Below are 20096 nucleotides of genomic sequence, written 5' to 3'. Positions count from 1 at the left end.
GTAAAAGGTATATAAAATGATTAAACCTGGAATGTTTATCAGTGACAGATATGAAATTGTAGACAGAGTTGGTTCTGGAGGAATGGCGGATGTTTACAAGGCAAAATGTCATCGGTTAAATCGATATGTAGCAATTAAAATATTGAAACCGGAATATTCAAGCGATAAGAATTTTGTAACGAAATTCCGTGGAGAAGCACAATCTGTAGCGGGCTTATCCCATCCGAACATAGTAAATGTCTATGATGTTGGTGATGACGATGGATTATACTATATCGTTATGGAGCTTGTGGAAGGAATTACGTTAAAGAAATTTATTGAACGTAAAGGAAAGTTAGAAATTAAAGAAGCGGTTGGAATTGCGATTCAGATAGCGCAAGGTATGGAAGCTGCTCATGATAATCATATTATTCATAGGGATATTAAACCGCAGAATATCATTATCTCTAGAGATGGTAAAGTAAAGGTGACTGATTTTGGAATAGCAAAGGCAGCATCAACCAATACTGTTACTCAAAATGCTATCGGGTCCGTACATTATTTATCACCGGAACAGGCGAGAGGCGGATACAGCGACGAAAAGAGCGATATCTACTCTCTTGGCGTAACAATGTATGAGATGTTATGTGGTGAAGTTCCGTTTGCAGGAGATAATACGGTTTCTGTTGCACTTCTTCATATTCAAGGAGAGGCCACCCCTCTTCGTGAATTGAATCCGGACGTACCAGTAAGTGTCGAGAAAATTGTACAAAAATGTATGCAAAAGAAACCGGAGAGAAGATATTTATCTGCTTCGGAATTAATCAGTGATTTAAAACGCTCTATCATTAATAAAGATGGAGATTATGTTATTATTAATAATGGTGCAGTCAGTGATTCACCAACCATCAGTTTATCGGATGATGAGATGAATCATATTAAAAGTGCTGCCAAAACACCAGTAACATTTATTGATAACAATGCAAAGGATAAGAATACTAAAAAACTTTCGAAGGAAGAAGAAGAGGAATTAGATTCCGTTGATTCTAAGATGGAGAAAGTACTTATTATATCAATGATTGCAGCAGCAGTTTTAGTTGGCTTTACAGTACTATTTATTGTAGCGAGATTCTTTGGTTTATTTGATGGTGGAAAAGACAAAAATCCAGCGGATATTACACCAGCACCATCGATTACAGTGACTGTTTCACCAGAACCAACCGAAGAGCCAACCTCTGAACTTGTAAAGGTTCCAAAAGTACTTGGCCTTGATAGAGAAACAGCGATCAGTAGTCTTGAGCTTGCCTCACCTTCCTTTACAATTAAGTTAGCGGATGAAAAAGAATACTCGGATGAATATGAAGAAGGCTTGGTTATGAAGCAAAATTATCCTGCTGATACTGAGATTCCATCAAATTCAACAATTATCTTAACAATCAGTGCAGGTGCGAAACCAATAGAGTTACCAGATGTTTATAACCGTAATTACGAACAAGCGAAAAAACAGCTAGAAGACCTAGGATTAATTGTAGTTCGTCAAGATGAAGCAAGTAGCGAGCTAGGTGTTGACATGGTAATTCGTACAATTCCTGAAAGAACAACGGATCCAAAAAATCCTGTCGTATTAAAGAAAGGTTCTACGGTTACTTTAGTTGTAAGTACTGGACCAGATGTAAGTGCTTTAAAGAAAGTTCCTAATCTACTTGGTAAGACAGAAGATCAAGCAAAACAAGATCTTTTAGCAGCAGGACTTGAAAAAGGTGCAACTTCTTATATTTCAAGTTCTGAATATCCAAAAGGAGCAGTATGCTTCCAGAATATGACAGCGGGAGAATTAGTTGCTCCAGGCACAAAGATTGATATATCAATTAGTACTGGCCCTGAAAGTACGCCTTCACCAACTCCAGAGGTAGTGGTTCCTGATGAATATAGCTACGTTGGAGAAGTTAATATTACGGAAAATCCATTTGCAGAAGGTGAAGCAGGAAATGTATATCTTGAACTTGAGCAAGATGGAGAATCAATGCCAATATTTGAGAAAGACTTGTCCTATGATGATTTTCCAGGAGAGTTTTCAAATATTAAAGTCGAAGGTATCAGAGAAGGCAATGGTATCGTAAGAATGTATATTAATGATGTACTATATAGCAATTCTTCCTGGAGTGTATATCTAAGCCCGGTGAAGAAAAACTAGAATTATTTTTCAACAAGAAAAAGTACGCTTCGCGAACTTTTCCTTGCCGTGAATAAATAAGTTTGTGCCTGTGTAATCAGGCACAAACTTAAGATGCGCGGGAACCCGCGCTGGAATGAGGAAAAAATGAATGATTGGTAAAATAATCCGAGGGATTGCAGGTTTTTACTATGTTTATATTGAAGGATTCGGAGAATACGAATGTAAGGCAAAAGGTATTTTTAGAAACCGGAAAATAAAGCCTCTCGTTGGCGACGATGTTGAGGTTGAGATTCTTAAAAAAGATTCAAAAACAGGAAATATTGTTGACATCTTAGAACGGAAAAGTGAGTTGATTCGTCCGGCTGTTGCAAATATTGATCAGGCTATGATTATATTTGCAGTGTCAGATCCGGCGCCAAATTATAACTTGCTTGACCGTTTTTTGGTCATGATGGAACAACAAGGGATTGAGACCATCATCTGTTTTAACAAAATGGACAAGGCAGACGACGAGGAAAGAAAAAGTGTAGAAGAAGTTTATCGTAATACAGGATATCAAATACTTTTCACGAATGCTTTAGAAGGAGAAGGAATGGAAGAGGTTAAGGCAGTGCTTAAAGGGAAAACAACAGCACTTGCGGGTCCTTCTGGTGTCGGGAAATCTTCCTTGACGAATCGACTTCAGACGAAAGTGTCTATGCAAACAGGGCAGATATCAGAAAAAATAAAACGTGGAAAGCATACGACGAGACATTCTGAGCTAATCTATATGGAAGAACATACCTATCTATTAGATACCCCAGGATTTAGTTCACTTTATCTAAAAGAAATTGAGAAAGAAGACTTACAGGGCTTTTACCCAGAGTTTGATCATTATTTAGGACAATGTCGTTTCCAAGGCTGTGCGCATATCAATGAACCGGACTGTGCAGTAAAAGAAGCACTAGAAGAAGGAAAGATAAGCGAAAGCAGATATGTAAATTATAAATTATTATACGAAGAAATAAAAAATCAGAAAAAATATTAAGATGCCAGGTGTGGTAATAAAAAGAAAGAAAATAATTATCTGCGCTACAAAGTGTACAAGTACGCTTAACATAAACTTGGGATGCGTAGAATAGTACACGCATAAATACACAAGCAGGAATAGAAAAGAGGAAAAAATATGTATCATTTATCGCCCTCAATTTTAGCAGCAGATTTTAGTGCTTTAGGCGAGAATATTAGAAAAGCTGAAGAGGCAGGAGCAACCTATTTGCATTTGGATGTTATGGATGGATGTTTTGTTCCTAGCATTTCATTTGGTATGCCGGTGATAGCTTCTCTCCGTGATAAATCTTCCATGGTATTTGATGTACACTTGATGATTGACGAACCAATTCGTTATATCGAAGATTTTGCGAAAGCTGGTGCTGATATTATTACGGTACATGCTGAGAGCTGCAAACACCTCCACCGTACCGTTACCGCGGTGAAAGAACTTGGTAAAAAGGTAGGTGTAGCGTTAAATCCAAGTACACCATTATCAGTACTTGATTATATCTTACCGGAACTTGATATGGTTTTAATCATGTCGGTAAACCCAGGTTTTGGTGGCCAAAAATTTATCCCATCAACACTACAAAAATTAAGAGACTTAAAGAAGATGACAAAAGATTATGGATTAACTATTGACATCCAGGTTGATGGTGGAGTAACCTTAGAAAATGTGTTGGAAATTATGGAGGCTGGTGCGAATGTATTGGTAGCCGGAACTTCCGTTTTCCGTGGCGATATAGAAAAGAATGTGGAAGGATTTCTAAATATTTTTGAATCTAACCATAGGGAAAATGAGAAGTAATGATATAAATTAAATTGTATAAGCTATCATAATAAAGAGGATATAGTACCAGAAAAGAGTGGAGGTAAGTAAATATGAAAGCTCTCATCATTGCGGGGGGAGATTTTTTTCCTGAAGTTGCGATGAAAACTTTAGAAGAAGATTCCTTTGACATGATTATAGCAATTGATAACGGACTATCCTATCTTCACGAACTTGGAATAACACCGACACATATTGTAGGCGATTTTGATACAGTTTCTAAGGAGTTACTACAAGAGTACCAAAAAGATTCTAAGGTTAAGATAGTATCTTTATGTCCAGAAAAAGATGCAACCGATACAGAGGTTGCAGTAGATTTAGCGGTAGAAGAAGGATGCATGGAAATCTTTATTCTTGGAGCTACCGGAGGCCGTTTTGACCATACCCTTGCGAACCTTCACATGTTATATAGGTTATTATGTCGAGGCATTAAAGCATATCTTATTGATAAAAACAATAAAATATACCTTATTAAGAACAGTACTACACTTATTGCAAAAAAGGTAAGAGCTTGCTATGTTTCTCTCCTTCCTTTTACGGAAGAAGTTACAGAGTTAACTCTTAGTGGATTTAAGTACCCCCTTAATAAGTTTCACTTAACTCAGGGAACTAGCATTGGCATTAGCAATGAAATTATAGGAGTAAAAGCGGAGATACAATTTGATAATGGGATTCTTATTGTGATTGAATCAAAAGATTCTTAAAATTGTTAAATCTAATATAGTACGTATATAAGGATAGATTTTCAACTAAGAAATTATGAGTGTTTCATATGAATTATGGAATAAAGTCCACAAGAAAAACGAATGAAAGGTATAGGTAATAAAATGAAGCTTGGTATTGTTGGTTTACCAAACGTAGGAAAAAGTACATTATTTAATTCTTTAACAAAAGCAGGAGCAGAATCTGCAAATTACCCATTCTGTACGATTGACCCGAACATAGGTATCGTTCCTGTTCCAGATGAACGTCTTAAAGTTTTATCCGATTTATATAATTCTGAAAAAATCTTACCAGCAGCAATTGAGTTTGTAGACATTGCAGGATTGGTAAAAGGTGCATCAAAAGGAGAGGGACTTGGTAATCAGTTCTTATCAAATATTCGAGAAGTTGATGCGATTGTACATGTTGTTCGTTGCTTTGAAGATAGTAATATTATTCATGTAGATGGTTCTGTTGATCCGTTACGTGATATCGAAACGATTAATTTAGAATTAATCTTCTCAGATATAGAGATTTTAGAGAGAAGAATCAGTAAGGTAGTAAAAGGCGCTAAAAATGATAAAGCATTAGCAAAAGAAGCAGAATTATTATCAAGGTTAAAAGCATATCTTGAGGATGGAAAACTAGCGAAAGGGTTTGAATGCGAAGATGAGGAAGAATTAGAGATGCTGTCTTCCTATAATTTATTAACCTATAAACCTGTTATTTATGCAGCGAATGTAAAAGAGGATGAACTTGCAGACGATGCAAAGAATAATCCTTTTGTTGAGCAGGTCCGTGAATTTGCAAAGAAAGAAAACTCCGAAGTTTTTGTTATCTGTGCTCAGATTGAACAAGAGATTGCAGAGCTTGATGATGATGAAAAGAAAATGTTCTTAGAAGAACTAGGATTAACTGAGTCTGGTTTGGAGAAACTAATTCGTGCAAGTTATCATATATTAGGACTCATTAGCTATCTAACTGCAGGTCCAAAAGAAACGAGAGCATGGACTATAACCAAAGGAATGAAGGCTCCTCAAGCAGCTGGTAAAATTCATACCGATTTTGAACGAGGATTTATCCGTGCAGAGATTGTAAGCTATGATAACTTAGTAGAGTGCGGCAGTTATAATGCGGCGAAAGAGAAAGGATTAGTCCGTTCTGAAGGCAAGGAGTACGTAGTTCAGGATGGAGATGTGGTATTATTCCGTTTCAATGTATAAGGAAAGTGGTGACGATCGTTGCAAAAATCAGACATACTGTTTCAAAAATTAGGAATAGAATTTCATAACCTCGGAACAGGAATTGAAATATTTGGTATAGATATTGCTTTTTATGGGATTGTAATTGCACTTGGTATGGTTCTTGGCGTTTTGCTTGCGCAGTGGCAAGCAAAGAGGACTGGACAAAACCCTGAAACTTACCTTGATTTTGCACTTTATGCAATTATCATATCTGTCATTGGGGCAAGGCTTTATTATGTAGCCTTTAGTTGGTCTGATTATAAAGACAATCTTTGGAGTATTCTTGATATACGCAGTGGTGGATTAGCGATTTATGGCGGTGTCATAGCAGGTGCCTTAACTGGTATCTTGTACTGTAAGATAAAAAAGATAAACTTTGGATTATTAGCAGATACGAGTATTTTTGGTCTGTTGGTTGGTCAAATCATCGGGCGATGGGGAAATTTCTTTAATCGTGAAGCGTTTGGTAAGTACTATGATGGATTGCTTTCTATGCAATTAAATTTAAAACATGTAGGTGGCGATTATACACGGTCTTTGCAAAGCTTAGCAGATCGATATGCAGATAAACCTGAGGCGTTAGATCGAATCATAGAAATTAGAGAAAACACAAAGTGGATAGCTGGAGTGGAATATATTTCGGTTCATCCTACATTTTTATACGAATCAGTTTGGAACCTGTGCTTGTTAATCTTTCTTATATTTTATTCAAAGCACAAGAAATTTGATGGAGAACTTGTAACAATATATTTGATGGGGTATGGGCTAGGACGTTTTTGGATTGAAGGGTTACGTACGGATCAGTTATTCTTATGGGGTTCCCCACTTGCGGTGTCCCAGATTCTTTCCGGAGCATTGGTTATAGTAGCAGGATTGTTCCTTTTAATAAGAAGGCTACGTTTAAGAAGAGCGTAAAACTAATGTTTATGTCTACCTATGCTTGAATCGCATCTGTAAATAGATATGGTACAAAGTGAGATTAGGTTAAAAGAAGTTTACTTTTTTCCTATTGAATAGTCACACATAAGTTAAATTTTTTTAATAAAATATGAAAAAGTTTAGAACTTCTTAAAACAAACGTAAGCTCATGTTCGAGTTCTAAGGCTAGATATAGTAATAAAAGATAAAAATGAAGTAATATTGTCAATATATAGTATAACTTAAGAAGTGGCGGAAACACTGGAAAATAAGGTGTTTCCGCCACTTTATTTTTCGAATTTAGGCTTGATTTTTTCTAAAAAGTGGGGTAGAATGTATTCATAAGTGGTGGAAAGTGGTGAAAAGTAGTTCAAAGTGGTTCGAAGTGGAGTGAAAATGGTAGGTGATGAGCATGTTCATGGGAGAGTATAATCATACAATTGATGCCAAGGGCAGAATCATCGTTCCTTCCAAATTCAGGGAATCGCTCGGAGAACATTTTGTTGTTACCGTAGGTTTGGATGGATGTTTATTTGTGTATCCAAGCGAAGAATGGCAACATTTTGTCGAACAACTGAAGAATCTTCCTGGAAATAAGGAAGCCAGACAGTTACAACGTTATTTTATGGCAGGTGCAGCTGATTGCGAAGTGGACAAGCAGGGTAGAATATTAATACCAAGCAACTTAAGACAGCATGCTGGACTCGATAAAGATATCGTATTTGTAGGTGTATTAAGCAAAATCGAAATCTGGAGTAAAGAACGTTGGGAAAGCAATAGTTATGACAATATGGATGAGATTGCAGATCATATGTCCGAGTTTGGCTTGAGCTTTTAGGATGGTAAACCTTAAAAAAGTAAAACCTCTTAAGCGGTAAAACCTCTAAAGAGGTAAACCTCTAAAGAGGTTAGGAGAAAGATATGAGTATAGAAGAAAAAGAATTTAAGCATATTTCCGTCTTATTACAAGAAACCATAGATAGCTTAAACATAAAACCAGATGGTATTTATGTGGATGGTACCTTAGGCGGTGGTGGACATGCTTATGAAGTATTAAAGCGTCTTTCCTCTAATGGAAGATATATTGGAATTGATCAAGATGAAGATGCGATTGCAGCAGCAGGTAAGAGACTGGCCGAATTCTCAGACCAACTTACGATTGTTAGAAGCAACTACTGTAATATGAAGCAGGTGCTTAAAGATCTAGAAATCGATAAGGTGGATGGGATATTACTCGACCTCGGAGTTTCTTCTTATCAACTTGATACTCCGGAGCGTGGATTTTCATATAAAGAAAATGCACCTCTTGATATGAGAATGGATAACCGCAATTCACTAACCGCAAAAGATATTGTGAATAATTACAGCGAGCAAGAGCTATACCGAATGATACGAGATTACGGTGAAGACAAGTTTGCTAAAAATATTGCAAAGCATATTGTTCGAATGAGAAGTGAGAAGCCAATCGAGACAACTGACGAATTGACGGAAGCTATTAAAGCAGCAATACCGATGAAGATTCGGATGAATACTGGGCATCCAGCGAAAAAAACCTTTCAGGCAATCCGAATTGAGTTAAACCACGAACTTGAGGTTTTAACGAATACCTTAGATGATATGATTGATTTACTTAAGGAGAACGGTAGATTGAGCATTATTACATTTCATTCTCTAGAGGATAGAATTGTGAAATCAGCATTTCGTAAGAATGAAAATCCTTGTGTTTGCCCTCCAAACTTTCCGGTTTGTGTATGCAATAAAAAAACCAAAGGGATTCATATTACGAAGAAACCGATAGTACCAACCGAGCAGGAATTGGAACGAAACAAGCGATCAAAGAGCGCAAAGCTTAGGGTATTTGAAAAACATGACCAGAATCGATAAGTTGCGAAAGAAAGTTGAGAGAAATCTTTGACTAAGAAGATGATTAATCTCTGAATATGCGCATAACTTGCGCAGCCATGGAGGAAGAATGATGAAAGTGAGGAGTCAGCATGGACGCGAAAAAAAGACAATATTATAATCAAACCTCCTATGTATCAGGAAGTACTGCACGCAAATTATCGCTAGCACCGGAACGCGATTATAATCGCTATGAGGAGCCTCTAAGAAAAGATCCTAGGGTACCGCAAAGAACTCCAAATAGCCAACCGAAGAGTCGGCCACAGAGAAAACCAAGAGTTACTCGAGGAATTGATTTTATTTCCATGACCTTTTTGACCTTAGCTATCGTAGTAACATTGTTTGCTTGTTTTAGCTATTTGGAAGCACAATCAAAGGACATGCAACTAGATAAGCAGATTATTGCACTTAGCAATCAGTTAACAAAACTTAAAGATAAGAATGATGCAGTAGAAGCAAGTATTAGACCGGAGATAGATTTAGAAGAAGTATATCGTATTGCGGTTTCAGAACTTGGTATGGTGCATCCAAATCATAATGAGACCATTCCATATAAAGATAGTGAGACGGGATACGTAAGACAACATAAGGATATACCTGATGCAGAGACAGAATCAATTTTAGACCGTATCATACCTTAATGATAGAGAGCGAGCAAGTGGGAATCGACAATACGCATTTGAATAAATTATCAAAGCGGGTGGCGTACTGCTTGCTTTTTTATATTTACTAGCAATAACAAAGCAATTTCCTGTAAATTAGAATCTAGTCCATATGGCGTGTTGACTGAAAGGAAAGTTCGTACTAATATCATGTTAGTCATGTTTTGTACAAGGTTGAGCCTTTGTGTTGCGAGATGCAAAGATTTATAAAAAGCATGTAAAAGAATTGAGGTTAAAATGGCAAGACAGAAAGAAAAAGTAAAGATAAAAAAATTCAAGGGCTATATGCAAGCAAAACTATTGTTTGTATTTTTTGTTATCCTATGTGCGATGATTGCGATTATCACTCGTTTAGTATATCTTAACAATCAGGATAGAGAACGATATGAAAAAAGGGTGCTTTCTCAACAAACCTTCTTAAGTTCTACAATTCCTTATAAAAGAGGAAGTATTTTAGACCGTAATGGTGTTGTTTTAGCCTCCAGTGATAAAGTATATAACGTTATCATCGAGCCTAAAGTTATTCTAACCGATGAGGAATATTTAGAACCAACAGTGGAGGCATTAAGTAGTGTATTTGGAATAGATACAGCAGAAGTGACATCGTTAATTCATGAAAAATCAACAAGTTCTTATCAACGTTTGTTAAAGCAAGTAACGATTGACGTGGTGGATCAATTTGAGAACTTACAGAAAGAAAATAAAAAGATAAAAGGTGTATGGTTTGAGGAGGAATATAAAAGAAACTATCCATATGGAAACTTAGCCTCTCACGTAATAGGTTACACTAGTGCTGGTGATGTTGGTACGTGGGGAATTGAGGAATATTATAATAGCAATTTAAATGGAACCAACGGTAGAGTCTATGGATTCTATGATCCTGAATTAAATCTTATTAGAACAAGAAAAGAAGCAATCAACGGACATACGGTTGTGTCAACAATAGACATAAATATACAGAGAATTGTCGAAGAACATATTGCAAAATTCCAGGATGAAATCGGAGCCAATAACGTTGGCGTCATTGTATCTAACCCTAACAATGGTGAAATTTATGCGATGGCAAATAACAAAGGATTTGATTTGAATAATCCCTATGATTTATCTGCGTATTATGATGAGGTAGAGATTGCCTCTATGGATGAAAAGGATAAAGAAAAGGCTTTGAATACGATGTGGCGTAACTTCAGCATTAGTGATACTTATGAACCAGGTTCTACTTTTAAGCCATTTACTGTTGCTTCAGCCTTGGAAGAACATTTGGTGACACCAGAGACAACCTTTCAGTGTGACGGTGTAAAGCGCGTAGGTGGTTGGAATATTAAGTGTAATGCAAGGCATGGAAAAGTAACGCTGGCACAGTCATTAATGAAATCCTGTAATCCGTCCATGATGGCGATTGGTGAAGCTGAGGGTGCGGCTATGTTCCGTACTTATCAAGATCATTTCTTCTTTGGCAAAAAGACAGGGATAGATCTTCCGGGAGAAGCAGAAGGTATCTTACTACCTGCAGATAAGTTGCATGCTTCGGAGTTAGCAACTAGTAGTTTCGGACAGACCTTCAATGTTACGATGATTCAGATGGTAGGAGCATTCTCTTCTGTGGTAAACGGAGGACAATACTATCAACCTCATGTAGTAAAAGAAATCGTTACAGATCAAGGTGCTACGGTTGAGGAGAAGGAACCATACCCAATCAATGAGACAGTTTCTGCTGATACATCTGAATTTCTACGTGAAGCTCTTTACTTAACGGTGCAAGAAGGTACAGCAAAACCAGCTCAGGTAGAAGGATATTTGGTAGGTGGGAAGACTGGAACTGCACAGAAGTTTCCTCGTTCTGCGAAGAAATATGTTGTTTCTTTTATTGGTTGTGTACCTACAGATGATCCACAAGTAGTAATCTATGTAGTTATCGATGAAGTTCATGATGAAACAAAGAAAGCAAGCAGTACAGTAGCAACTACACTTACAAGTCAAATTCTTAAGGATATCTTACCGTTTCTTGAAGTATATCCAGAAGGTGAGATTGATTATAAAGTAGAGCTTCCGATGGTTGATGAGAGCAAAGAGAATCAAAACGGTGAAGGCCAAACAGGAGAGGGTCAAACAGGAGAAGGTCAGCAAGGAAACCAGGAAAACAACTATGTTGGCTTTGATGATACTCAAGCGGATGCTATCCCAGATACCATGACTGATGAGTTTCAAGAGACTCAGGAAGGAAATTAATTTAGAGAAAAGAAAAACAATCATAACCCCGAGCATACAATAATAGAATAGAAATGATAGATACATTTCATTGGAGTCGTATGCACCGGTATAAATCCTATAACCGAAAAAATATAACAATCGTTGTTACTGTTGTCTTTTTTATCGCTTGTTATCTTTGTGGAAGACTATTTTATCTCATGGTAGCAGCATCAGAAAATTATGCCATAAAAGCGCAGCAGTTGCATGAGAGAGAGCGAAGCATTAAGGCAGAGAGAGGAACTTTATATGACAGGAATGGAGTAATTATTGCTGCAAATAAGCCAGTAAGCACCATTTCTGTCATACATAATCAGATTACGGATCCGGAAGGTGTAATAAAAGCCTTATCAGAAGCGTTGAACCTTACAGAGGAAACTGTTCGTAAGAGGGTTGAAAAATATTCCTCGATAGAACGGATTAAGTCTAACGTTGATAAAGATACAGCCGACTACATACGTAATCTATCTCTTGATGGTGTCATGGTGGATGAAGATTACAAACGTTTCTATCCATATAGTTCGTTGGCCTCCAAGGTAATCGGATTTACAGGAAGTGATAATCAGGGCATTATCGGTCTTGAAGTTGAGTATGATTCCTACCTTCAAGGAGTGAATGGAACGATTCTAACCCTTACTACAGCACATGGCATTGAAATTGACGATGCTGCTGAAAATCGTATTGAACCGATCCCAGGGAATAGTATTAATTTAAGTTTAGATGTAAATATTCAAAAATATGCGGAACAAGCTGCCACAAAAGTGATGGAAGCAAAAGGCGCAAATAGCGTCAGTTTAATTGTATTAAATCCGCAAAATGGCGAAATCTATGCGATGGCAAATGTGCCGGAGTTTGATTTAAATAATCCATATAGTTTTAATGAGGAATTAAAACAAAAATACGAGGGAGTGACGCTAAGTAGTACAGAGAAGACGAATTTACTCAATAATATGTGGAGAAATCCTTGTATTAGTGATACGTATGAGCCAGGTTCTACCTTTAAGATAGTTACAGCGACTGCTGCGCTTGAGGAGAAGGTTGTTAAATTAACGGACCGCTTCTTTTGCCCAGGGTTTAAAATAGTAGAAGATAGAAGAATCCGCTGTCATAAGGCGGGGGGACATGGAAGTGAGGATTTTATCCAAGGAATTAAGAATTCTTGTAACCCTGTTTTTATGGAAATCGGTGCTAGAGTAGGTGCGACGAAGTTTTATGAATATTTTGATCGTCTTGGACTGTCAAGTAAAACTGGTGTTGACTTACCAGGAGAAGCGAATTCTATAAAACATAAGCTTGATAATGTAGGTGCGGTAGAATTGGCAACCATGTCATTTGGCCAATCTTTTCAGATTACACCACTACAGTTACTTACCGCAGCAAGTGCAATTGTAAATGGAGGGAAACTTATTACACCGCATTTTGGAGTTAGTATACAGAATGCAGAAGGCACTGTGATAAAAGAACTTACGTATAAGACGACGGAGAATGTGATTTCCAAAGAAACCTCAGAAACAATGAAGATGTTACTGGAATCTGTTGTTTCAGATGGGACAGGAAAAAGAGCATATATTCCGGGATTTCGTATTGGAGGTAAAACTGCAACATCTGAAAAACTCCCAAGAAGATCTGGAAAGTATATCTCCTCCTTTATTGGATTTGCTCCTGCCAATAATCCTAAGGTAATGGCAATTGTTATGATCGATGAACCACAAGGGATATACTATGGTGGTACCATCGCAGCACCCGTTGTTGCAGAAGTTTTTGATAATATTTTACCATATATGGGTTTTGAACCTGCTTATAATGAAAAAGAATTGGAAGAATATAATATCGGCAAATTTGAAGTACCGAACTTTATGGGTCTTAAAAAAGCAGAAGTGGTTAAAAAACTGAAAGAGTATTCCTTTGATGAGGTTACTTACCTTGGGGAAGGTGAAATTGTAACAGAGCAATTTCCTCTGGAGGGGGATATGATCGAGTTAAACAGCGACTTGATTTTATATTTGGAATAGCCTATAATTAGGAAGATTGATTTCTAGAAAAGAGATTGACAGTATATGGAGGCAAATATGAATTTCCAAGGCAAAAAAGTATTGATTGTTGGTGCTGGAAAAAGTGGAATATCTGCGATAGAATTGCTATCACAGGAGGGGGCACAAACCATACTTTATGATGCAAACGAAGAGTTAGACAAAGAAGAAGTTAAGAAAAAACTACCAAAGGATTACAATGGGGAAATCATACTCGGTGTATTACCCTCTGAGCTAAAATCAGAGATTGATATGGTTGTATTAAGTCCTGGAGTACCTACGGATTTAGATTATGTGAAGGAACTAAAGAATGCAGGTGTAACAATTCTTGGCGAAGTAGAACTCGCATACAGTTTTTCAAAGGGTAAGATAGCTGCTATTACAGGGACGAATGGTAAAACAACGACGACTACTTTGGTAGGTGAGATTATGAGAACCTATTATGAAAGTGTTTTCGTAGTTGGAAATATCGGAGTCCCATATACGCAGATGGTTAAAAATACTGGGAATAATTCAGTTACAGTTGCGGAAATGAGTAGTTTTCAGTTAGAAACAGTCCATGATTTTAAACCAGATGTTTCTGCAATCTTAAATATCACGCCAGATCACTTAAATCGTCACCATACGATGGAAGCATACATTGAAGCTAAGGTAAATATAACAAAAAATCAAACGAAAGAAGATACCTGTATTCTAAATTATGAGGATTCTCATCTTCAACTGGTTAGCAAGAAGATTCCTGCAACAATTCTATGGTTTTCCAGTACAAGAGAACTTGATAGAGGCTTATTTCTTCGAGGAACTCAGATGATTTATCGAGATGATAAGAGGGAATGCGTAGTATGTGATGTTAATGAATTACAGATTCTAGGGAAACATAATTATGAAAACGTTATGGCAGCAGTAGGGATTGCTATTTCTTTGAAAGTTCCAATGGATGATATCTATAAAGCAATCACGGAGTTTAAAGGAGTGGAGCATCGAATCGAGTACGTAACTACAAAACGAGGAGTGAAATACTACAATGATTCCAAAGGTACAAATCCAGATGCTTCCATTCAGGCAATCAAAGCAATGCAGACCCAAACCCTTTTAATTGCTGGTGGTTATGATAAAGATTCAGATTATGATGACTGGATTAAAGCGTTTGATGATAAAGTAACTTATCTTGTGTTACTTGGTCAAACAAGAGAAAAGATAGCAAATGCTGCGAAAAGATTAGGTGTTAAGAACATAGTCTTGGTTGATAGTCTGAATGAGGCAGTTGAATTTTGTGCTACACATGCCAATGCAGGAGAATCTGTATTATTATCCCCATGTTGCGCAAGCTGGGGGATGTTTAAAGATTATGAAGAGCGCGGTATGTTATTTAAAAAATATGTGCATGCGTTAAACGATGAATCAAGGTGACTATTGGGTTAGCAAGACTTGCATCGGCTTACGATGCAAGTTTAGTTAATTCGTAGTCACGAATAAGTAGTGTGAGGTGAAGCATTTGACCAGGGAAGAGATGGAACAGGGCAAGAGGAGAAAGACGAAAAATTACTATGACTATAGTTTACTGTTTCTGATTATATTCTTAGTATGCTTCGGCTTAGTGATGATCTATAGTACTAGTTCGTATAACGCAGCTAAATATTATAATGATTCAACGAAATTTTTGCGAAGGCAAATGCTATTTGCAATAGCCGGTATTCCTTTGATGATTATTGTATCAAAGATAGATTACCATATTTATATTAATAAATTACCGATTATACGAATACGGCCAATAACGTTGTTATTTTTCTTGTGTATAATACTACAAACTGTAGTATTAATTATTGGAGAAGCAACCGGTGGATCTCAAAGATGGCTCCCGCTCGGACCTTTCGGAAAATTTCAACCCTCCGAGTTAACCAAGATATGTGTTGTATTATTTACTGCATACATAGTTCAGTTAGCGCCAAGGCGGTTGGATAATTTTATAGGCTTTCTTCGAGTTGTAGCCTTTGTAGGTCCATTACTAGCGCTTGTTGTTGTAGAAAACTTTAGTACAGCATTAATCATAGCTGCGATCATGGTTTCCATCTGTTTTGTAGCCAGTCGAAAGAAAGGGTATTTTATCGTAGCTGGTATCCTTTTTATAATTGTCGGTTCGATATTAGTCTTCGGGGTATCTTACCGAGGGGAACGTATTGAAGTATGGCGTAATGTAGAAACTCATCCAAAGGGCTATCAGGTATTACAGGGGCTATATGCAATAGCATCTGGTGGACTATTTGGAAAAGGGTTAGGAAATAGTATGCAGAAGTTAGGCTTCATCCCAGAAGCACATAACGATATGATATTTTCAGTAATTTGTGAAGAGCTTGGAATGTTTGGTGCAATAGCAGTTATCATGTTATTTTTGTTACTTATATGGAGATTGTTTACAATTGCAATCAATGCACCCGATCTCTACGGGGGCTTAATTGCAACTGGTGTACTTACTCATATTGCAGTTCAAGTATTAATCAACATAGCGGTTGTTACAAATAGTATTCCGGCAACTGGTATTCCGTTACCATTTATTAGTTATGGTGGTAGTTCTTTAGTTGTTTTATTAATCGAGATGGGGCTTGTGCTTAGTGTTTCGAATAAGATTGAACATGAACGCTGATACTTTGGGACAACGAAAGGCCTTTGTACTGTAACCGAATGGAAGATATCGCATATGATAGTAGTGTATTTCTATTTCGAGGTATGACTATGTCTTCCGTTGTAGTTTCAGGTTCGTCTTCTCTTTATGGAGAAGTTTCTATACAAGGTTCTAAAAATGCCGTTTTACCAATCCTAGCAGCTTCACTACTTCATTCAGGAGTCACTGTATTAAAGGATTGTCCATGTATCTCTGATGTCTCTGACATGCTTCTAATTATGGAGGATTTGGGATGTCAGATAAAATGGGACAACAATTTTTTAATTATAGATGCTACTAAGTTAAATCAAATTCCAGTCACTGGGGATACTGCGAAGAAAACACGCGCATCCATTTTGTTTTTAGGGGCGCTACTTAGCAGAAACAAACATGCTGTAATATCTTATCCGGGTGGATGTACCATTGGAAAAAGACCAATTGATATTCATGTAAATTCACTTAAGAAGATGGGCGCCCTGTTGGAAGATGAAGAGAATTTTTTAACATGCAATGTCTCAAAACTAAGAGGCACAAGAATAGAGTTTCCATCTCCAAGTGTTGGAGCTACAGAAAATATTTTATTAGCAGCAGTTTTAGCAGAGGGGATTACAGAAATTGTGAATGCGGCAAGAGAGCCCGAAGTTACAGCTCTATGTGAGTTTTTAATTCAATCTGGTGCCAAAATTACTGGATTAGGTACGTCTTGCTTACGTATCGTAGGAGTAGATGAGTTACATGATACAAGCTATCAGGTTCCACCAGATCGTATTGTTGCAGGTACTTACTTGACTGCGGTAGCTGCTACATCAGGGTATGCTGTGATTCACGGGGTAATTGAGCAAGATTTAGCTGAAGTCATCTATGTTCTTCGTAAGATGGGATGTCTGATAGATATTCGGGAAAACAAGGCATTTATAAAAAGAAAAGGTACACTACAGTCTCCAGGAACTATTACTACAGAGCCATTTCCGGGATTCCCTACGGATATGCAATCACAGTTTTTAAGCCTAATGTCAGTTGCATATGGTGAGAGCGTAGTGGAAGAACGTATATTTGAAGCCAGGTACAATATAGTGGATGATTTAAATCGCATGGGAGCTCTCATTAATATAGAAGATAAAAAAGCGATAGTTCAGGGATTAAGAAGGCTAAGAGGTACGGAAGTAGTAGCAAAAGATTTACGCGGTGGTGCAGCATTAATCGTTGCAGGATTAACAGCGGAAGGGATTACTGTAGTTCGTAATACGGACTATGTGGAACGAGGTTATGTTGATATCTGTAAGGATTTGCGAAATCTGAATGCGAATATTCGAATGATAAAAGAAGCATGAAAGAACTAAGTTTATTCACACAGCTGTGGTGGCATGTTTTAAATGGATGAGAATTTCTAAGGCTTCAAAAGAGACGCTGCCAAAGAAATCCTAAAACTTACAGACGTGGGGATTAGAGTAAAAATTAAGTTGGAGGTTACTTTCTATGGTAAGACAACTACAAAAGAAGGTAAGAAGGAAGAGGATTTCGGCAGTATTCATTACATTAACAACACTTCTTATTGTATTAATTGCAGTAATTGTCCTATTTATGAATTTTCGTTTAGAAAATGTTATCGTAGAAGGTACTACTAGATATACAGAAGAAGAAATAAAAAACCGATTAATTACAGAAAAGACGGATCAAATTACGTTATTTTATTATCTAAGACAGCATTTTAGTGATCCAGTTTCTATACCTTTTGTGGAGAAAGTAGATGTTTCTATGGAAAATCGCAATACCATTCATGTCACAGTATATGAAAAGTTAGTTGTAGGCTGTGTAGAAATGATGGGCGGTTACCTGTATTTTGACAAGGATGGTATTGTGGTTGAAAGTACAAAAGAAAGGTTAGAAGATATTCCACAAGTCACCGGTTTAAAGTTTGATAAGATAGTATTGCATGAGAAACTTGAGATTCAAAAGGAAGGTTTATTTGAAACTATCTTAAATGTAACGAAATTAATCAAGAAGTTTGAATTACCAATTGATGCGATGAGATTCAATTCGGATTATGAATTAATCTTAACCTCAGATGGAATAGAAGTCTTATTAGGACGAAAAGACTTTTATGATGAGCAATTGGGAGCACTTAAAAATGTGCTTGAGGCTGCCGGAGATAAAAAACTAAGTATTGATATGAAAAACTATAGCAAGAATAATAAAAAAATAATTTCGAAACCACTGAATTAAATATATTTTTGTATAAAAATTGTAAATACTACTTGATATTTTCTTAATTTATAGATATTATATAGTATAGAATAATTATATTTGATACAGTATGGCACAATATGTTGTACTTCCAATATTCGGTAGAAAAATACATCAATCTGCAATGCAGAACATGTGACGAAGAGTCACTAGGATGAGAATAGAAGGATGATAAAGAAGGAGGAACTACCTTGCTTGAGATAAGAATGAATGAATCGGATTCTGCTGCAAAAATACTTGTAATTGGAGTTGGTGGAGCAGGTAATAATGCGGTGAACCGTATGATTGAAGAAAATATATTGGGTGTTGATTTTGTTTGCGTAAATACGGACAAGCAGCATTTAAAAAATTGTAAGGCTCCTCAATGTGTACAAATTGGCGAGAAACTTACCAAAGGACTCGGTGCAGGAGCACAGCCTGAGATTGGTGAAAAGGCTGCGGAAGAGAGCAAAGAAGAATTAACAGAGATTATCAAAGGTTCTGATATGGTATTCGTAACCTGTGGTATGGGTGGAGGTACCGGAACAGGTGCTGCACCAGTAGTTGCCTCGATTGCAAAAAGTATGGGAATTCTTACGGTAGGTATTGTAACAAAGCCATTCAAATTTGAAGCAAAACAACGTATGAATAATGCGGTTAATGGTATTGAGAAGTTAAAGGAAAGTGTTGATACTCTTATCGTTATTCCAAATGATAAATTATTAGAAATTGTTGATAGACGTACTACTATGCCAGATGCTTTAAGAAAAGCTGATGAGGTATTGCAACAGGGTGTTCAGGGTATTACAGACCTTATTAATGTGCCAGGTCTTATTAATCTTGACTTTGCAGACGTTCAGACAGTTATGAAAGATAAAGGTATTGCACACATTGGTATTGGTATAGGTACTGGCGATGATAAGTGTACAGAAGCTGTAAAACAGGCTATCACAAGCCCATTATTAGAGACTACCATCGAAGGTGCAAGTCATGTGATTATTAATATATCCGGTGACCTTAGTCTTATTGAAGCGAATGAAGCTGCAACCTTTGTGCAGGAACTTGCAGGAGATTCTGCAAATATTATCTTTGGTGCAATGTATGATGAATCAGTTCCAGATCAGGCTGTCATTACTGTTATAGCAACTGGTCTTGAAGAAAAAGGTAGTAAGAATCAGGTAAAAACTCCAAGTTTTATGAGAAACGATGCACCAACTACAAATAAAGTAGGAATTGCATCAGGAACACTGCCTACATATAATAAGCCAGTGACTAATCCGCAGACAAATCCGCAAACCCAGACGAATAGTTTTGCAAGACCACAGCCAAATAATTATACAACTCAGAATTTTGGACATGTTAGCAATACGACTTCGGAAACTGGTGGAATTAAGATTCCTGAGTTTTTACAAAAAAATAGAAATAAGTAATTTGCATGGTGCATGTCATTTATATGAAGATTTGGCCTTTTAAGCGACAATCTATTAAGTTCG

General features: G+C 36.9%; 16 protein-coding genes. All 16 read left to right on the top strand.

Going from position 1 to position 20096, the window contains the following annotated elements; translation table 11 throughout:
• Positions 1–16 precede the first annotated feature (16 nt).
• The 16 genes from pknB to ftsZ all read left to right on the top strand — a co-directional run bounded on the left by pknB (position 17) and on the right by ftsZ (position 20033).
• Positions 17–2173, top strand: a complete 2157-nt coding sequence (gene pknB / locus CC92_RS0103330) for a Stk1 family PASTA domain-containing Ser/Thr kinase (RefSeq protein ID WP_029504487.1) — start codon at positions 17–19, stop codon at positions 2171–2173.
• Between the two features lie 130 nt (positions 2174–2303).
• The gene (gene rsgA, locus CC92_RS0103325; RefSeq protein WP_029504489.1) at positions 2304–3182 is read left to right on the top strand and encodes a ribosome small subunit-dependent GTPase A; all 879 of its coding nucleotides are present in this window, start codon (positions 2304–2306) and stop codon (positions 3180–3182) included.
• A 138-nt stretch (positions 3183–3320) separates the two neighbouring features.
• Complete coding sequence (gene rpe, locus CC92_RS0103320; RefSeq protein ID WP_029504490.1) at positions 3321–3995, top strand: ribulose-phosphate 3-epimerase; 675 nt, start codon at positions 3321–3323, stop codon at positions 3993–3995.
• Between the two features lie 74 nt (positions 3996–4069).
• On the top strand, positions 4070–4720 hold the full coding sequence (locus CC92_RS0103315) for a thiamine diphosphokinase (RefSeq protein ID WP_029504491.1): 651 nt from the start codon (positions 4070–4072) through the stop codon (positions 4718–4720).
• Positions 4721–4843: 123 nt separating this feature from the next.
• Positions 4844–5941 carry a redox-regulated ATPase YchF gene (gene ychF, locus CC92_RS0103310; protein WP_029504492.1) on the top strand — a complete coding sequence of 366 codons (1098 nt, stop codon included), beginning with the start codon at positions 4844–4846 and terminating at the stop codon, positions 5939–5941.
• A gap of 18 nt (positions 5942–5959) precedes the next feature.
• Positions 5960–6877, top strand: a complete 918-nt coding sequence (gene lgt / locus CC92_RS0103305) for a prolipoprotein diacylglyceryl transferase (protein ID WP_029504493.1) — start codon at positions 5960–5962, stop codon at positions 6875–6877.
• Positions 6878–7292: 415 nt separating this feature from the next.
• Entirely contained in the window at positions 7293–7718 is a 426-nt protein-coding gene (gene mraZ / locus CC92_RS0103300) for a division/cell wall cluster transcriptional repressor MraZ (RefSeq protein WP_029504494.1), read from the top strand.
• Positions 7719–7801: 83 nt separating this feature from the next.
• The gene (gene rsmH, locus CC92_RS0103295) at positions 7802–8764 is read left to right on the top strand and encodes a 16S rRNA (cytosine(1402)-N(4))-methyltransferase RsmH (RefSeq protein ID WP_029504495.1); all 963 of its coding nucleotides are present in this window, start codon (positions 7802–7804) and stop codon (positions 8762–8764) included.
• 110 nt (positions 8765–8874) lie between these two features.
• Positions 8875–9423, top strand: coding sequence for a hypothetical protein (locus tag CC92_RS21375; RefSeq protein ID WP_051650864.1), 549 nt, complete (start codon positions 8875–8877; stop codon positions 9421–9423).
• A 258-nt stretch (positions 9424–9681) separates the two neighbouring features.
• The gene (locus CC92_RS0103285) at positions 9682–11673 is read left to right on the top strand and encodes a peptidoglycan D,D-transpeptidase FtsI family protein (protein ID WP_051650865.1); all 1992 of its coding nucleotides are present in this window, start codon (positions 9682–9684) and stop codon (positions 11671–11673) included.
• Positions 11674–11753: 80 nt separating this feature from the next.
• Entirely contained in the window at positions 11754–13703 is a 1950-nt protein-coding gene (locus CC92_RS0103280; RefSeq protein ID WP_034218487.1) for a penicillin-binding transpeptidase domain-containing protein, read from the top strand.
• 57 nt (positions 13704–13760) lie between these two features.
• A complete protein-coding gene (gene murD, locus CC92_RS0103275; RefSeq protein WP_029504499.1) occupies positions 13761–15131 on the top strand; it encodes a UDP-N-acetylmuramoyl-L-alanine--D-glutamate ligase in 1371 nt (456 codons plus the stop codon).
• 100 nt (positions 15132–15231) lie between these two features.
• Positions 15232–16362, top strand: coding sequence for an FtsW/RodA/SpoVE family cell cycle protein (locus CC92_RS0103270; RefSeq protein ID WP_029504501.1), 1131 nt, complete (start codon positions 15232–15234; stop codon positions 16360–16362).
• A gap of 23 nt (positions 16363–16385) precedes the next feature.
• Positions 16386–17711 (top strand): UDP-N-acetylglucosamine 1-carboxyvinyltransferase, encoded by a 1326-nt coding sequence (gene murA / locus CC92_RS0103265; RefSeq protein WP_242841361.1) that lies wholly within the window; start codon positions 16386–16388, stop codon positions 17709–17711.
• 145 nt (positions 17712–17856) lie between these two features.
• Complete coding sequence (locus CC92_RS0103260; protein ID WP_051650866.1) at positions 17857–18603, top strand: cell division protein FtsQ/DivIB; 747 nt, start codon at positions 17857–17859, stop codon at positions 18601–18603.
• 212 nt (positions 18604–18815) lie between these two features.
• A complete protein-coding gene (gene ftsZ / locus CC92_RS0103255) occupies positions 18816–20033 on the top strand; it encodes a cell division protein FtsZ (protein WP_031420132.1) in 1218 nt (405 codons plus the stop codon).
• Positions 20034–20096: the final 63 nt, after the last annotated feature.

The organism is Lachnoclostridium phytofermentans, from assembly GCF_000733755.1.
Taxonomy (GTDB): domain Bacteria; phylum Bacillota; class Clostridia; order Lachnospirales; family Lachnospiraceae; genus Lachnoclostridium; species Lachnoclostridium phytofermentans_A.
Note: the sequence above shows the minus strand (reverse complement) of the source record. Positions and strands in the feature narration are given on the sequence as shown.

What these genes read in the sequence shown, in the direction of transcription:
- murD (WP_029504499.1), top strand. Translation starts at nt 13,761, where the DNA reads ATGAATTTCCAAGGCAAAAAAGTATTGATTGTTGGTGCTGGAAAAAGT.
- CC92_RS0103315 (WP_029504491.1), top strand. Translation starts at nt 4,070, where the DNA reads ATGAAAGCTCTCATCATTGCGGGGGGAGATTTTTTTCCTGAAGTTGCG.
- ychF (WP_029504492.1), top strand. Translation starts at nt 4,844, where the DNA reads ATGAAGCTTGGTATTGTTGGTTTACCAAACGTAGGAAAAAGTACATTA.
- rpe (WP_029504490.1), top strand. Translation starts at nt 3,321, where the DNA reads ATGTATCATTTATCGCCCTCAATTTTAGCAGCAGATTTTAGTGCTTTA.
- CC92_RS21375 (WP_051650864.1), top strand. Translation starts at nt 8,875, where the DNA reads ATGGACGCGAAAAAAAGACAATATTATAATCAAACCTCCTATGTATCA.
- rsgA (WP_029504489.1), top strand. Translation starts at nt 2,304, where the DNA reads ATGATTGGTAAAATAATCCGAGGGATTGCAGGTTTTTACTATGTTTAT.
- CC92_RS0103270 (WP_029504501.1), top strand. Translation starts at nt 15,232, where the DNA reads ATGGAACAGGGCAAGAGGAGAAAGACGAAAAATTACTATGACTATAGT.
- CC92_RS0103260 (WP_051650866.1), top strand. Translation starts at nt 17,857, where the DNA reads ATGGTAAGACAACTACAAAAGAAGGTAAGAAGGAAGAGGATTTCGGCA.
- CC92_RS0103285 (WP_051650865.1), top strand. Translation starts at nt 9,682, where the DNA reads ATGGCAAGACAGAAAGAAAAAGTAAAGATAAAAAAATTCAAGGGCTAT.
- pknB (WP_029504487.1), top strand. Translation starts at nt 17, where the DNA reads ATGATTAAACCTGGAATGTTTATCAGTGACAGATATGAAATTGTAGAC.
- CC92_RS0103280 (WP_034218487.1), top strand. Translation starts at nt 11,754, where the DNA reads ATGCACCGGTATAAATCCTATAACCGAAAAAATATAACAATCGTTGTT.
- mraZ (WP_029504494.1), top strand. Translation starts at nt 7,293, where the DNA reads ATGTTCATGGGAGAGTATAATCATACAATTGATGCCAAGGGCAGAATC.
- rsmH (WP_029504495.1), top strand. Translation starts at nt 7,802, where the DNA reads ATGAGTATAGAAGAAAAAGAATTTAAGCATATTTCCGTCTTATTACAA.